General features: G+C 64.5%; 14 protein-coding genes. 5 read left to right on the top strand and 9 right to left on the bottom strand.

What is annotated here, in order from left to right:
- Positions 1–22: 22 nt before the first annotated feature.
- Positions 23–592, bottom strand: coding sequence for a YbhB/YbcL family Raf kinase inhibitor-like protein (locus ACN9M1_RS17565; protein WP_426399850.1), 570 nt, complete (start codon positions 590–592; stop codon positions 23–25).
- A gap of 172 nt (positions 593–764) precedes the next feature.
- Here ACN9M1_RS17565 and ACN9M1_RS17560 point away from each other — a divergent pair, with 172 nt between their 5' ends.
- Both ACN9M1_RS17560 and ACN9M1_RS17555 read left to right on the top strand, forming a co-directional pair.
- Positions 765–1,322 carry a YggT family protein gene (locus ACN9M1_RS17560; RefSeq protein WP_426399849.1) on the top strand — a complete coding sequence of 186 codons (558 nt, stop codon included), beginning with the start codon at positions 765–767 and terminating at the stop codon, positions 1,320–1,322.
- A 69-nt stretch (positions 1,323–1,391) separates the two neighbouring features.
- On the top strand, positions 1,392–1,574 hold the full coding sequence (locus ACN9M1_RS17555; protein WP_426399848.1) for a glycine zipper 2TM domain-containing protein: 183 nt from the start codon (positions 1,392–1,394) through the stop codon (positions 1,572–1,574).
- Positions 1,575–1,596: 22 nt separating this feature from the next.
- Here ACN9M1_RS17555 and ACN9M1_RS17550 read toward each other — a convergent pair whose 3' ends face one another.
- The gene (locus ACN9M1_RS17550; protein WP_426399847.1) at positions 1,597–2,565 is read right to left on the bottom strand and encodes a GlxA family transcriptional regulator; all 969 of its coding nucleotides are present in this window, start codon (positions 2,563–2,565) and stop codon (positions 1,597–1,599) included.
- A gap of 160 nt (positions 2,566–2,725) precedes the next feature.
- Here ACN9M1_RS17550 and ACN9M1_RS17545 point away from each other — a divergent pair, with 160 nt between their 5' ends.
- Positions 2,726–3,385, top strand: coding sequence for a cysteine hydrolase family protein (locus tag ACN9M1_RS17545; protein ID WP_426399846.1), 660 nt, complete (start codon positions 2,726–2,728; stop codon positions 3,383–3,385).
- Between the two features lie 18 nt (positions 3,386–3,403).
- On the opposite strand, the gene ACN9M1_RS17540 is transcribed toward ACN9M1_RS17545, so the two are convergent.
- Positions 3,404–3,922, bottom strand: coding sequence for a hypothetical protein (locus ACN9M1_RS17540; protein WP_426399845.1), 519 nt, complete (start codon positions 3,920–3,922; stop codon positions 3,404–3,406).
- Positions 3,923–4,259: 337 nt separating this feature from the next.
- On the opposite strand from ACN9M1_RS17540, the gene ACN9M1_RS17535 reads away from it, so the two are divergent.
- Positions 4,260–6,044 carry an IlvD/Edd family dehydratase gene (locus ACN9M1_RS17535; RefSeq protein WP_426399844.1) on the top strand — a complete coding sequence of 595 codons (1,785 nt, stop codon included), beginning with the start codon at positions 4,260–4,262 and terminating at the stop codon, positions 6,042–6,044.
- A gap of 31 nt (positions 6,045–6,075) precedes the next feature.
- Here ACN9M1_RS17535 and ACN9M1_RS17530 read toward each other — a convergent pair whose 3' ends face one another.
- Positions 6,076–7,065, bottom strand: coding sequence for a LacI family DNA-binding transcriptional regulator (locus tag ACN9M1_RS17530; protein WP_426399843.1), 990 nt, complete (start codon positions 7,063–7,065; stop codon positions 6,076–6,078).
- A gap of 105 nt (positions 7,066–7,170) precedes the next feature.
- Positions 7,171–7,926, bottom strand: coding sequence for an IclR family transcriptional regulator (locus ACN9M1_RS17525; RefSeq protein ID WP_426400745.1), 756 nt, complete (start codon positions 7,924–7,926; stop codon positions 7,171–7,173).
- A 126-nt stretch (positions 7,927–8,052) separates the two neighbouring features.
- Here ACN9M1_RS17525 and ACN9M1_RS17520 point away from each other — a divergent pair, with 126 nt between their 5' ends.
- The gene (locus tag ACN9M1_RS17520; protein ID WP_426399842.1) at positions 8,053–9,237 is read left to right on the top strand and encodes a fumarylacetoacetate hydrolase family protein; all 1,185 of its coding nucleotides are present in this window, start codon (positions 8,053–8,055) and stop codon (positions 9,235–9,237) included.
- Here ACN9M1_RS17520 and ACN9M1_RS17515 read toward each other — a convergent pair.
- Genes ACN9M1_RS17515 through xylG form a run of 4 tightly spaced genes read right to left on the bottom strand, consistent with a single transcriptional unit; the run spans position 9,228 to position 13,749 of the window.
- Positions 9,228–10,145: an SMP-30/gluconolactonase/LRE family protein gene (locus tag ACN9M1_RS17515; RefSeq protein WP_426399841.1), complete on the bottom strand. Its 918-nt coding sequence runs from the start codon at positions 10,143–10,145 to the stop codon at positions 9,228–9,230. The two genes, ACN9M1_RS17520 and ACN9M1_RS17515, sit on opposite strands and share 10 nt — an antisense overlap.
- Positions 10,142–10,909 carry an SDR family NAD(P)-dependent oxidoreductase gene (locus ACN9M1_RS17510; protein WP_426399840.1) on the bottom strand — a complete coding sequence of 256 codons (768 nt, stop codon included), beginning with the start codon at positions 10,907–10,909 and terminating at the stop codon, positions 10,142–10,144. Before ACN9M1_RS17510 ends, ACN9M1_RS17515 begins: the two co-directional genes overlap by 4 nt.
- Before the next feature lie 45 nt (positions 10,910–10,954).
- On the bottom strand, positions 10,955–12,166 hold the full coding sequence (locus ACN9M1_RS17505; RefSeq protein ID WP_426399839.1) for a sugar ABC transporter permease: 1,212 nt from the start codon (positions 12,164–12,166) through the stop codon (positions 10,955–10,957).
- A complete protein-coding gene (gene xylG / locus ACN9M1_RS17500) occupies positions 12,163–13,749 on the bottom strand; it encodes a D-xylose ABC transporter ATP-binding protein (protein WP_426399838.1) in 1,587 nt (528 codons plus the stop codon). Before xylG ends, ACN9M1_RS17505 begins: the two co-directional genes overlap by 4 nt.
- Between the last annotated feature and the right edge of the window lie 41 nt (positions 13,750–13,790).

Below are 13,790 nucleotides of genomic sequence, written 5' to 3'. Positions count from 1 at the left end.
CCGCGGGGCCGGCTCGCCCACGTCAGAAGTTGCCAAAGCGACCGATCAACGCCGTTGCACCCTTGGTGTGCCCTTTGAGCGCGGCGTCGAGCTCTGCGCGGGTGAGCCCGTCGGCCAAGGCGTCTGGCGCCAGGTCGGTGGCGATCAGCACAAACACATAGTGGTGCAAGCCCGTGCCCTTGGGCGGACACGGCCCCAGGTAGGCCGGCTTGCCGATGGCGTTCTGTGCCATGCGCAGGCCACTCCCTGTACCGGCACCTTCGGCCAAGCTCGTCTGCGTGGCCGGAATGCCGTAGGCCATCCAGTGGTTCACGCCCAGGCCACCCGCGCCTTGCGGGTCCGTCACGATCAGCGCCAGGCTTGCGGTGCCGGCCGGCACGTTAGACCACGCCAGTGGAGGCGAGATGTTGTCGCCGGTGCAGTTGGCGTTGGCAGGGTTCTTACCGGCGTATTTCCGGTCCATGACGCCGTTGTCTGCAAACGCGGCCGATTGAATGGTGAACGTGTCACCCTGCGCATGGACGTGCGCCGCAGCAGACAGGCAAGCCAACGAGAACACCGCACAAAACAGAGGGGATTTCACGATATGCATCTCCTGGAAGGGAAGCCGACGAACGGCCACCACAATACGCGAATACAACGTCCGTGGCGGCCACATCACCGCACAGATTGCCCTCAGAGTCCCGTGCGACAATAGCCCGCCCCGGGGGCACCCCGCTGCCTCCGCGCTTGTTGCCTGACCTGACCATAGGAGAACCGGACGCATGTTCGGCGATATCACGCGTTTTCTGCTCGACACGATCTTCACACTCTTCGGCGCGGCGCTGCTCCTGCGCGCCTGGACACAGGCGGTGCGGCTGTCACCGCGCAATCCGCTGTCGCAGGCGATCTTTCAGCTGACGGGCTGGCTGGTGCATCCGCTGCGCCGGGTGATTCCGGCCACGGGTTATATCGACTGGTCGTGCCTGATCGCGGCCTATGTGACGGCGCTGGTGTATCTGCTCTTGCTCCTGGCCACGGTGGGCATCAGCCCGCTGGCATTCCTGCCGATGGGCTTTGTGGCGGCGCTGCTCACCGTGCTCAAGTGGGCCTTCAACACGCTGGTGTGGGTGACCATTGCCTCGGCCGTGCTGTCGTGGGTAGGGCCACATTCGCCCATGGGCGCGGTGCTCAATACGCTGGTCGATCCGCTGTTGCGCCCCATCCGCCGCGTGGTTCCCCCGCTGGGTGGTTTTGACCTGTCGCCTCTCATCTTGTTGGTGATCGCACAAGTGATCGTGATTGCGCTGTCGCATTTGGCGCTTTCACCGTTGTTCATGTGAGTGCGGCATGCACTTTGCTCAACTGAGGTATGCCGGCCCGGGTTCCGGGCGGCGACTCAGGAGGGCATCATGAACAGATGGAAAACGGCACTGGTGTGTGCGATGGCCGCCCTGGCACCCACGCTGGCGGCATGTACGGCGGGCGGCGCAGTGGCTGGCGGTGTGGCGGGGCATGAACTGACACACAGCACGGCCGGCACGATTGGCGGTGCGGCAGCCGGCGCGGTCATCGGCCACGAGTTGAGTAAGTAACCTCAGTCAGTCACCTCAAGCGCTACATCTGCGCAAACAACGCGCGATACGCGCTGGGCGACGTGTGATACGTCCGGCCGAAATGCTGCCGCAGCGACACCGCACTGCCAAAACCCGCCAGTTGCGCAATCGCTTCCACCGGCTGGTGCGTGGTCTCTAGCATGCGCTGTGCATAAGCGAGCCGCTGACCCAGCAACCACTGCCCGACCGTTGTGCCGGTCAGCTCACGAAACCGCCGCGTGAAATTGCGTCGGCTCATGGTGGCACGCTCGGCTAGCGAGTCCAGCGTGTGCGGCTCAGCCAGGTTGGCGACCGTCCAGTTCAACAAATCGGAGAGACGATCGCCGCCCGGCGCATCGTGCAGCGGTTGCTCAATGTATTGCGCCTGCCCGCCCTGCCGGTGCGGCGCCACCACCAGCCGCCGCGCAATACGGTTGGCCACCTCCGCGCCATGCCAACGGCGCACCAGATGCAGGCAGCAGTCCAGCCCAGCGGCGGTGCCGGCAGAGGTCACCAGCCGTCCGTCATCCGCATCCACATACAGCACATCGGGCACCAGCTTCACACGCGGATAGCGCTCTGAAAACGCTTCAACCGCGCTCCAGTGCGTGGTGGCCTCTAAGCCATCCAACACGCCAGCTTCAGCCAGCACGAACGCACCGAGGCATAGGCCGACCACGGTCGCGCCACGCTCGTACGCGTCTCGTACGGCATTGACCATGGACGCAGGCGGCCGCTCATCCGTGTCGCGCCACGACGGCACGATCAGCACGTCGGCACGCGCGGCGTCTTCCAGCGTCAGGTCCGTCTGCACGGCAAAGCCGGCGGTGGTACGCAAACCACCCCGCTTCATGGGTTCGCCCGCGCAGATGCTTAAGCGATACGCCGGCAGCCCGGCCCAGACGCGGTCTTCAAACACCAGGCAGGGCACAGACAGGTGAAACGGGCTGATGTCATTGAACGCCAGAACGGCGATTTCCTTCGGGGGCATGAGGTGTCCGCTGGTTTGACTCCATTCGTTTGGCCCGATTCTTTCGATGAATGTCTTCCGGGCCACTGTCGGGAAGGATAGCCATGCCCGAAGATGCTGTCCACGGGCTCACACAAATGCCCCCAGTCACAACCCCGCCACCCGCTCAAGGAGTCTCGCCATGACTGCAGCCACACAACCCAAGCGCGCCCTGATCGTCATCGATGTGCAGAACGAATACTTCACCGGCGGCCTGCCGATCGAGTATCCGGACCCGCAGCAAACCGTCGCCAATATCGGCGTTGCCATGGACGCGGCGCGCGCGGCCGGCATTCCGGTGATCGTCGTGCAGCAGACATCGCCCGCCAGCTCGCCGCTGTTTGCGATCGACACCGATGGCTGGCAACTGCACCCCGTGGTGGCCTCGCGCCCGCATGATCATTACCTGCGCAAGCTGCTGCCCAGCGCCTATCCGGAAACGGACCTCGCGCAATGGCTGGAAACGCGTGGCATCGACACGCTCACCGTGGTCGGCTACATGACGCACAACTGCGATGCATCCACCATCAACCACGCGCTGCACAACGGTACGGCGGTGGAATTTCTGCACGATGCATCGGGCTCGGTGCCGTATCAAAACCAGGCGGGCTTTGCGACGGCGGAAGAGATCCACCGCGTCTTCAGCGTGGTCCTGCAATCGCGCTTTGCGGCCGTAATGTCGACCCAGGAATGGGTGCACAGCGTGAAGACCGGCGCGGTGCCGGTGCGCGACAACATCTACAAGTCGAATCAGCGGGCGCGCGGCCTGCTGAAGGACGAGGTGGCGCAGCAGGCAGCGTAATGCGCAATGCGTAATGGTTCAGCCGGCCACCGCCTCTTCGGCCGGCAAGAACCCACGGAACGCCACCTCTACCTGCTCCACCATCGACGCTGACGTGGCTTCGCGCAGGGCTGCCATCAACGCATCGAACGCGCCTTCCACAGAGGCGCGGTCGGTGGCCTCCACCAGGCGCTGGCGGATGGGATGCTCAGCAGAGGTAAACGTGCGCGCCGCAATGTCCATCAGGTACATGCGTGCCGCCGCCAGCGAGCGCTTGCGATTGGGCATGGCGGGCTTGGGCACAGCGGCTTCTGGCTCGGTCGCCGGCGCATTGCCGGCACGCTCTTGCCGGCGGATGAAGCCCGCGTTCACCAGCTCGACGATGGCCTGCTCGCCTAGACCGATTTGATGCGCTCTCGCCGCCAAATCCTCGCCCGTGGTTTGGCCATCCACCATGATCAGCAGCGCACGGTTGGACCGGTTCAACATGCCGCTGCGCGCGGCGACTTCCAACCGCCCTGCCTCGGTTTTTTCGAATCGCCCAGACAACATCTGCATGGCAGCCCCTCCGCCCCCAAAGATGGGCACACCGTAGGGCGGCTTGTTTGCAGAATCGTGAAACCGGCGCCCCTTGCCACAGGCCGGCCAACGGCAAACGCTTGCGCTCAGATGGATGTCGCCAAATCCAAACACCCTCCCCCACGGTGGGGCTGACAACCGCACAGCGTTGATGCGGCACATGCCCATGTAGCCAACGCAGGTTCGTCTGCTATTGCCTGAGCCGTCTTCCGGCGACTATGATTTGTTACCGGTACCAACGGAAGCACACGCCTCCAGAAAGCACCACGCCGATTCCCCACAGAGGGAACCTGTTCCACATAACAACGGAGACACCATGCCCACCCAGCCTCCCCGCAGACTGCGCAGCCAGTTGTGGTTCGACGACCCGGGCCACGCCGACATGACCGCCCTCTACGTCGAACGTTTCATGAACTACGGCCTGACGCGCGAAGAGCTGCAGTCGGGCCGGCCGATCATCGGCATTGCGCAAACGGGGAGTGATCTGGCGCCGTGCAACCGGCACCACCTGGAGTTGGCCCAGCGCGTAAAGGCCGGCATCCGCGACGCGGGCGGCATCCCGATGGAGTTTCCGGTGCACCCACTGGCCGAGCAGAGCCGCCGCCCGACTGCTGCGCTCGATCGCAATCTCGCTTACCTCGGCCTGGTGGAGATCCTGCATGGCTTTCCGCTCGACGGCGTGGTGCTGACCACCGGTTGCGACAAGACCACGCCCGCCTGCCTGATGGCTGCCGCCACGGTGGACCTACCCGCCATCGTCTTATCTGGCGGCCCGATGCTGGACGGCTGGCACGAAGGCAAACGGGTCGGCTCCGGCACCGTCATCTGGCATGCGCGCAACCGGCTGGCCGCAGGCGACATCGACTACGAAGGCTTCATGGAACTGACCACCGCGTCGTCCCCGTCGATTGGCCACTGCAACACGATGGGCACCGCGCTATCGATGAATTGCCTAGCCGAAGCGCTGGGCATGTCGCTGCCCGGGTGTGCCAGCATCCCGGCGGCGTATCGCGAGCGCGGGCAGATGGCCTATGCCACCGGCAAGCGCATCGTCGACCTGGTGCACGAAGACATCCGCCCCTCACAGATCATGACGCGCGCGGCATTCGAGAACGCCATCATGGTGGCATCGGCGCTTGGCGCATCGACCAACTGCCCGCCGCACCTCATCGCGATTGCGCGCCACATGGGCGTGGAACTGAGCCTGGAAGATTGGCAACGCCATGGGGAGTCCGTGCCGTTGCTCGTGAACTGCATGCCGGCCGGCGAATACCTGGGTGAGAGTTTTCACCGCTCGGGCGGCGTGCCGGCCGTGTTGCGCCAGCTCAACGCAGCGGCACTGCTGCGGCGCGATTGCCCCACCGTGTCCGGCCGCACGATTGGTGCGATTGCCGATGCCGCCCCCGATGCCGACCGCGACGTCATCTTCCCGGCGGACGCACCGCTCAAGCATCGTGCGGGCTTCATCGTGCTGTCGGGCAATTTCTTTGACAGCGCCATCATGAAAATGTCGGTGGTGGGCGAGGCCTTTCGGCAGACCTACCTGAGCGAGCCCGGCGCGGAAAACGTCTTCGAGACGCGCGCCATCGTCTTCGATGGGCCGGAGGACTATCACGCCCGCATCAATGATCCGGCGCTAGAGATCGACGAGCGCTGCATTCTCGTCATCCGTGGCTGTGGAACGGTCGGCTATCCGGGCAGCGCGGAGGTCGTCAACATGGCGCCGCCCGCGGCGCTGGTCAAGCAAGGGATCGAATCGCTGCCGTGCATGGGCGATGGCCGGCAGAGTGGCACCTCGGCAAGCCCATCGATCCTGAACATGTCTCCAGAGGCGGCCGCTGGTGGCGGGCTCGCGCTATTGCGTACCGGTGACCGCATTCGGGTGGACCTCAACGCGCGCAAAGTCGATGTGCTGGTGGATGCGGACGAGCTTGCGCGCCGGCGTGAAACCGCAACGTTCAGCGTGCCGCAGTCGCAAACGCCTTGGCAGGAACTCTATCGGCAGTTCGTCGGGCAGCTCTCCACTGGCGGATGCTTGGAGCCGGCCACGCTGTATCTGAACGTCATCGAGACGCGCGGCAACCCACGGCACTCGCATTGATGCATGCAGCGGCCGGCGGCGGATGCGCCGGCTATGCGCTCTCGCGCTCGACCACGCTGAAGTCGATGCGCGAGAGCTTGCGCGCGCCCGTGAACTCGACAACACCGAGCGCATCGAGCAATACCTCGCCGGCCCGCAGGCCGATGCCATAGGCGTCAACGGAAATCGTCGTGATGGTCGGGTGGCAACACCATGCGATTTCAAAATTGCCGAAGCCCGCGACCGCGATGTCGCCAGGCACGGATAGGCCACGCCGGTAGCATTCCATGATGGCGCCGAAGGCCGACATATCGCTTACGCACATCACAGCGTCGGTATCGGGCCAGGCTTCCAGCAAGGCGGCCATGGCGGGCCCACCGTGACTCATCGTGATGGGGGAGTCGCCCAGACGAATCACGCGCGGCTCGCCCAGGCCCAGCGCCTTGATGCCGCTGACATAGCCACGCATGCGATCGGTGCCGCGCCGGTCCAGCTCGCTGGCGCCGCACAGGAAGCCGATGCGCCGGTAGCCGCGTGCGTACAGGTGACGCACCATCGCTTGCGAGGCCTTGGCGTTGGAAAACCCCACCGCCATGTCGATCGGCCGTTCCGGCAGGTCCCACATCTCGACAACGGGGATGCCGGCGCGCTCCAGCAGTGCGCGCGTGCCTGCGCTGTGGTGGCGCCCCGTCAATGCAATGCCACGCGGCTGATGGCGCAGCAGGGACTTCACCAGCGCCTCTTCCTGATCGAGGTGGTAGTCGGTGTCGCCCAACAGCAATTGCAGGCCGTGCGGGGCGAGGGCATTCGTCAGGCCGCGCACGGTATCCGCAAAGTTGGAACTGGCCAGCGAAGGCACCAGGGCGGCAACGAATTCCGATCGACCGCTGGAGAGCATCCCGGCTGCAGCGGTTGCAACGTAGCCGAGTGCGTCAATGGCCTGCTGCACGCGCGCCCGGGTGGCGGGCGACACGCTCCCCCCCGTCAGCACCCGCGACACCGTCATCTTCGACACGCCAGCAAGGCGGGCCACATCAGCCATGCGAGGGGGTGTTGCGTTAGCGGCGTCGTGGCTCATGGCGGCAAGGCAAAAGAGGAGTTGCGATCATAGCGGAACCGGCCACACCGCCATGGTGCAGCCCGCGCACTACGCCTGCGCCAGCGCGCGGCCGATGCGGTCTGCCATGCCTGCCACACCCACAACGAGCCGCTTCTCCCGCCGCGTGTCCAGCCGGCTGATGGGCACGCTGGAACTCACCGCTACGCGCTTGCCCAGCGGCGTCACGCCCACGAACGCGGCGAAGCACGCCAGCCCCGCAACCACCTCCTCACGCTCGCTCGCCAGTCCTCGCGTGCGAATGCTCGCAAGCTCGTCCAGCAGGTCGGCACGGCGCGTGGTGGTGCGCTCCGTCATTGCGGCTAGGCGGGCCGGCAGGAGCGCGCATACGGCTTCGTCATCAAGACTCGCGAGCAGCGCCTTGCCCAACGCACAGCAATGTGCCGGCAGGCGCAGGCCAACATCGGAGACGAGGCGGACCGGCCTGGGTGCATCCTCCCGCGCGATGTACACGACTTCCGTGCCGTCGAGCACGGCAAGCTGCACGACTTCGTTGTGTGTCGCCACAAAGGCAGCGGATTCGCGCCGGAATGCAGCCAGTAGATGATCATGCCGGAAATAGGCGTTACCCAGCTCAAACAGGGTCAAGCCTATCAGATAGCCGTCGGCCCGCTTCTCGATCCATCGGCGTTTTTTGAGCGACTCCAGCAAGAGGTACAGCGTGCTCCTGGACATGCCCGTGGCCTGCGCCAAAGCGGCCGGACGAACGGGGGACGTCGCCGCGCAGAGTATTTCCAGCACTTCATGAATGCGCTTGAGCGCCGGGACTTCGTAGTCGGTCTTCACTGCGAACACGCCCTGCTTGTGATGAGGCTGATTGTCCAACAGGTTGGAAATTACGCCACCGTGTTGGACACCCTGCACTGCCCTCTCTACGATCACGCGGTCTCGGGTTCAACTGATGGAGCGCACATGACCGCTATTACCGATTACCTGCCACACGATCTGGAGCGCGCAACGCTCGTCGGCCGGGTCTGGCGTACGACCGCCAATGGCGATGGCCCGTCTGTCGTGGTGGTGCGCAACGGGGTCGTGTTCGATATCACGCAGGCCATGCCAACGGTGGCGGACCTGTTTGAGCATTCGGACGCGCTGGCCATCGCGCGGCAAGCGCCGGGGGAAGACCTGGGCCGCGTGGAAGCGCTGGTCGAGCGCTCGTTGGCCGCCGATCGCTCCAGCAACGCACCCACCCTGCTCGCTCCGAACGATCTGCAGGCCATCAAAGCCTGCGGTGTGACGTTCGCAGTCAGCCTGATCGAGCGCGTGATCGAAGAACAGGCTGGCGGTGACCCGGCCAAGGCCCGCGACGTGCGCGAGTCCATTGTCGGGGTGGTGGGCTCCGATCTCTCCAAGATCAAGCCCGGCTCCGACGCCGCGATTCGACTCAAGGCGGAATTGCAGCGCCGGGGCGCGTGGTCGCAATACATGGAAGTCGGCATCGGGCCTGATGCGGAAGTGTTCTCGAAATCGCAACCGATGTCCGCCGTGGGCTTCGGCGCCGACGTGGGCCTGCACCCCGCCTCGCGCTGGAACAATCCCGAGCCGGAGATCGTGCTCGCGGTCAACAGTGCTGGGCACGTCGTGGGCGCGGCGCTCGGCAACGACGTGAATCTGCGCGACATCGAAGGGCGCTCCGCATTGCTGCTGGGCAAATGTAAGGACAACAACGGCTCGTGCGCCATCGGCCCGTTCGTGCGCCTGTTTGACGAACACTTCACCATCGACACCATCCGCACAACGCAGGTGTCGCTGCGCGTTGAGGGTGCCGACGACGGCTTCGTGCTCGACGGCGTCAGCCACATGAGCGAGATCAGCCGTGACCCGCTCGATCTCGTTGCGCAAACCTGGGGCCGGCATCATCAATACCCAGACGGCTTCATGCTGTTCCTCGGCACGATGTTCTCGCCGATCAAGGATCGCGATGCGCCGGGCGCCGGCTTCACGCATCACCTGGGCGACCGCGTGACGATCAGCGCGCCACCGCTGGGCGCGCTGGTCAACACGGTGCGCCTGTCGACTGAGATTGCGCCGTGGACCTTCGGTGTCCGCGCCCTGTATCGCAACCTGGCGGCACGCGGGCTCGTCCGTCAGGATTGACCCGTCGCCGCTGCCGAAACCGCTGCGGAAAAGTCCACCGCACATTCCGTAGAAGGCAGCCCCTTGACCGGCGCGCGAAACGCGAACAACCCGCCCGCAAGCGGCTGCTCCTGCAATGCTGCGTCCGTCAGGCCCTTTCGGGCGGTGGTCGCATAGACCGTCTGCAAGTCATCACCGCCAAACGCAAGCTTGGTGATGTTGGAACACGGAAACTCGACGCGCCCGATACATCTGCCGTCGGGCGCGAACCGTTCGATCCGGCCTCCGCCGAACAGCGCGATCCACACGCACCCTTCCTCATCCACAGCCATGCCATCGGGATGACCGGCGCCCTCAATCGCAGTGAAGACGCGTTTGCGCTCCAGCGCGCCGTCGTCGCCCAGGTCGAAGGCATAGACCACGCGCTGCAACGTATCGGTGTGATACAGCGTGCGGCCATCCGGGCTTGCGGTTGGACCATTCGTGATCACGTAGCCCGAATCGCGCACGCTGAGTTGGCCGTCGAGACCCACGCGATAGAGTTGCCCGCTCGGCGCACGCTCCGCATCGTCCATCGAGCCAAACCACAGCGCCCCGGTGCGGTCCACATAGCCGTCATTCAGGCGGTTCCCTGGCCGGTCGCCCTCAACGGGCAACACGCGGCTGAAGGTGCCTGAGGCAAAGTCGAACTGGTAAAGGCCGCCGTGTATGCCGCAGATCCAACTGCCATCCACGCTGGGCAGCGCAAAGCCGATCTGCCCAGGGGCAATCCAGCTACGGCGCATGGCGGTGTCGGGGTCAAAGCGATAGAGCCGCCGACCCTTGATATCGACAAAGACCACGCAGCGCGATGCGGCATGCCACACCGCGCCTTCGCCCAGCGTTGCCGCAACACGCCAGACGCATTCCGGAACGCTCGGGGCCATCATCCGCCGTACCACCCTGCATCAACAAAGTACTCGCGGGCGGTGCAACGCGCGGCGTCGTCCGATGCGAGAAACAGCGCCATGCGTGCCACGTGTTCCGGCTCAACACGCTCATGCAGGCATTGCTCACGCAGCAGCTTGGCTTCGCTTTCGGGCGATTGCCAGAGCGCCATCTGACGCGGTGTGCGGACCGCGCCCGGCACGATGCAATTGACGCGGATGCCGAAGCCGCCCAGATCACGCGCCAAGCCACGCGTCAGGCCTTCAATGCCCGCCTTGGCCGTCATGTAAATGGCGAGGTCCGGCTGGGCCAGATGCCACGAGATGGACCCAAGGTTCAGAATCACGCCGCGCCCCAGCGTCTTCATGCCCGGCAGCACCGCTTGCGCGCAAAAGTACTGATGGCGCAGGTTCACCTCGATGCGGTTGTCCCAATACGCCTGCGACACGTCTCCGATCTGGTGGCGATCATCATTCGCGGCGTTGTTGATCAGGACTTCGACGGGGCCGGACGCCGATTCGATCTCCGCGAACGTGGCGATCAGCGCATCGATATCGCGCAGATCGCAGTGACGGAAGACTGGCGGATGCACGCACTCACCCAGCGACGACGCCAGCGCTTCTGAGTCCGCACGCGCGATATCCAGGAACGTAACGCGCGCCCCCTGCCGTGCAAAGCCTTCAACGATGGCGGCGCCAATGCCGCTGCCGCCTCCGGTAATCACAACGTTCTTGTTAGCGAGGCTCGGATAAATTGCGTAAGACATGGGAGATTCCAGTGACTGCAAAGAGATAAAGCGTGTAGCGGAGATTCAACGGCGGCCAGAGCGCGAGATCACATCCACCCAGACGGCCAGCACCAAGATGCCGCCCTTGACGATCATCTGCCAGTACGCGTCGACGTCGAGCATCGACATGCCGTTGTCCAAACTGGCCATGACCAGCGCACCGACCAGCGCGCCGTAGACCGTGCCCGCGCCGCCTCGCATCGAGGTGCCGCCGATGAAGCAGGCCGCAATGGCATCCAGCTCGCCCATGCTTCCTGCAGATGGCGAACCCGCAGCGAGACGTGCCGTATTGACGATGCCGGCAAACGCACACATCAGGCCCATCAGCCCGAAGATGGCGAGCTTCACGCGATCGGTATTGATGCCCGACAGACGCGTGGCTTCAAGATTTGAGCCCACGGAGTAGATGCGGCGACCGAATACCGTCTGGCTGGCAATCCACGAAAAAATACCCAGCAGCGCCAGCACGAGCAGCACCGGCACCGGGATACCGCCATAGCTGTTGAGCGTGGCGACAAACGCGACGATGACCGCGCCCGCCGCAACCAGCTTGGCAACGTCCTGCCACAACGGCGCAACGTCGAGTTCATAGCGACGGTGTTCGCGCCGCTGCCGGATCACCACGAAGATCAACAGGCAGAAGATCAGCACTGCCATCAGGTCGCCCACGTGGCGCGGCAGGTAGCCCTGGCCGATCAGCACGAAGCTGTCTGACACCGGCGCAATGGTCGAGCCGTGCGTCAGCCCCAGCAGGATGCCGCGATACGCCAGCATGCCGCCCAGCCCAACGATGAAGGACGGCACGCCCCGGTAGGTCGACCACCATCCGTTGAACAGCCCCATGGCCACGCCGAGCAGCAACACCACGGGCACCGTAGCCGTGATCGGCCAACCCAGCCCTTGATCCAGGATGGCCGCCACGCCGCCAAGCAAGCCCAGCATGGAACCAACCGAGAGATCAATCTCGCCCGCGATAATGACGAACACCATCCCGCAGGCCAGCATCCCTGTAATCGACATCTGGCGCAGCAGGTTGGAGAGATTGCGCGGCGAGGTAAACGCACCATTGGTCAGCATCGAAAAAAACAGCCAGATGGCGGCCACGGCGATCAGCAACGCCAGGATCTTGTAACGTGCGAAGAGTTGCCGCAGGCGCTGGCTTGCCTTGAACGTGCTGCGCGCGGGGTCCGAATGGTCCACCTTGCCGGCGGTTTGTGGGCTGGTTTGAGAAGTCATGCGTGACCTGCCTGATGGAAAGTGGGTACGTGCCTGGATGTGTGCCGGACCGGCTGAATGGCGGCGGTCAGAATGTGTTCTTGCGTCAGCCCGTCGTTCAGGAAGTCGCCGCGCAGTTCCCCCTCGCCGATCACGAGCACGCGGTCCGAGATGCCAAGCACCTCCGGCAACTCCGACGAGATCACGATGATGGCCATGCCGCGCTTGGCGAGGTCGCCAATCAGCTTGTAGATCTCGTACTTGGCGCCCACGTCCACGCCGCGGGTCGGCTCATCCAGAATCAGCACGCGCGGCTCGGTCAGCAACATACGCGTGAGCACAGCCTTTTGCTGATTGCCGCCAGACAGGCTGGCAATCGGCAACATCGGATGCGCGGCACGCACCGCAAGCCGGCGCATCTCCTTGCGGATCGTGTCGAGCTCGGCCGCCCCGTCAATCCGCCCGAAGTTTGCGAAACGCTGGAGAACGGCGAGCGTGATGTTGTGCCCCACGCTCATCAACGAGACGATGCCGTGACGCTTGCGGTCTTCCGGCACCATCGCAATACCCGCACGGATGGCGTCGAGCGGCGCGCGGACCTTCAACGGTTTTCCGTCAAGCACCAGTTCCACTTCACTGGCGCCCTCGTACGCGCCAAACACTGCCTGCATCAACTCCGTGCGCCCCGCGCCAACCAACCCAGCTATGCCGAGAATTTCGCCGCGCCGCACCGAAAACGACACATCGTCGACCCGCTTGCGCGCTGGGTTGTTCACGTCGTAGCACGTCACGTTGCGCGCTTCGAACACCACCTCGCCGATCGCGTGTGGCTCGCGCGGGAACAGCTGCGTAATCTCGCGCCCGACCATCTGCGCGATGATGCGATCGGTCGTCAGCTCGGCCATCGGCGCTGTGGACACATGGCGGCCATCACGGATGACGGTAACCGTGTCGCACACCGCTTCCACCTCGTCGAGCTTGTGCGAGATGTAGACGCACGCAATGCCGCGCGCCTTCAGGTCGCGCACGATGTCGAGCAGGATGCGCGTTTCCGCCGCCGTGAGCGATGACGACGGCTCATCCAGAATCAGCAGCTTGGCGCGCTTGTTCAGTGCCTTGGCGATTTCAATCAGTTGCTGATGGCCGCCGCCGTAGTGCATCACCGGCAGCGCAACGTTGATGCCCTGGATGTTCAGATCGCGCAGCAGCTTGTCTGCGCCCTGGTACATGGCCGCGTAATTCATACGACAACCCGTCATGCGCCCACCCGGCAGCGTGATCTCGTTGCCGAGATAGATGTTCTCGGCCACCGACAGCTCCGGCACCAGCATCAGCTCCTGATGGATGATGACGATGCCCGCGCGCTCCGTGTCGCGGATGCCGCTGGCGTGAAGCGGCCGCCCTTCCCACAGGATTTCGCCATCCCAGGTGCCGCTCGGGTAGACGCCCGAGAGCACCTTCATGAGCGTCGACTTTCCTGCGCCGTTCTCACCGCACAGGCCAACACACTCGCCCGGCCTCACAACCAGGTTGATACCGTCGAGCGCCTTTACACCGTCAAAGGTTTTGACGATGCCGCGCATCTGCAGCAGAGGTTCAGACATGCTCCGTCCTTTGGAGTCGAACGCGGCCGGCGATGAAGCGG

Origin of the sequence: Ralstonia sp. R-29 (assembly GCF_049913345.1) — a bacterium.
GTDB lineage: Bacteria > Pseudomonadota > Gammaproteobacteria > Burkholderiales > Burkholderiaceae > Ralstonia.
Note: the sequence above shows the minus strand (reverse complement) of the source record. Positions and strands in the feature narration are given on the sequence as shown.

What these genes read in the sequence shown, in the direction of transcription:
- ACN9M1_RS17565 (WP_426399850.1), bottom strand. Translation starts at nt 592, where the DNA reads ATGCATATCGTGAAATCCCCTCTGTTTTGTGCGGTGTTCTCGTTGGCT.
- ACN9M1_RS17560 (WP_426399849.1), top strand. Translation starts at nt 765, where the DNA reads ATGTTCGGCGATATCACGCGTTTTCTGCTCGACACGATCTTCACACTC.
- ACN9M1_RS17555 (WP_426399848.1), top strand. Translation starts at nt 1,392, where the DNA reads ATGAACAGATGGAAAACGGCACTGGTGTGTGCGATGGCCGCCCTGGCA.
- ACN9M1_RS17550 (WP_426399847.1), bottom strand. Translation starts at nt 2,565, where the DNA reads ATGCCCCCGAAGGAAATCGCCGTTCTGGCGTTCAATGACATCAGCCCG.
- ACN9M1_RS17545 (WP_426399846.1), top strand. Translation starts at nt 2,726, where the DNA reads ATGACTGCAGCCACACAACCCAAGCGCGCCCTGATCGTCATCGATGTG.
- ACN9M1_RS17540 (WP_426399845.1), bottom strand. Translation starts at nt 3,922, where the DNA reads ATGCAGATGTTGTCTGGGCGATTCGAAAAAACCGAGGCAGGGCGGTTG.
- ACN9M1_RS17535 (WP_426399844.1), top strand. Translation starts at nt 4,260, where the DNA reads ATGCCCACCCAGCCTCCCCGCAGACTGCGCAGCCAGTTGTGGTTCGAC.
- ACN9M1_RS17530 (WP_426399843.1), bottom strand. Translation starts at nt 7,065, where the DNA reads ATGGCTGATGTGGCCCGCCTTGCTGGCGTGTCGAAGATGACGGTGTCG.
- ACN9M1_RS17520 (WP_426399842.1), top strand. Translation starts at nt 8,053, where the DNA reads ATGACCGCTATTACCGATTACCTGCCACACGATCTGGAGCGCGCAACG.
- ACN9M1_RS17515 (WP_426399841.1), bottom strand. Translation starts at nt 10,145, where the DNA reads ATGATGGCCCCGAGCGTTCCGGAATGCGTCTGGCGTGTTGCGGCAACG.
- ACN9M1_RS17510 (WP_426399840.1), bottom strand. Translation starts at nt 10,909, where the DNA reads ATGTCTTACGCAATTTATCCGAGCCTCGCTAACAAGAACGTTGTGATT.
- ACN9M1_RS17505 (WP_426399839.1), bottom strand. Translation starts at nt 12,166, where the DNA reads ATGACTTCTCAAACCAGCCCACAAACCGCCGGCAAGGTGGACCATTCG.
- xylG (WP_426399838.1), bottom strand. Translation starts at nt 13,749, where the DNA reads ATGTCTGAACCTCTGCTGCAGATGCGCGGCATCGTCAAAACCTTTGAC.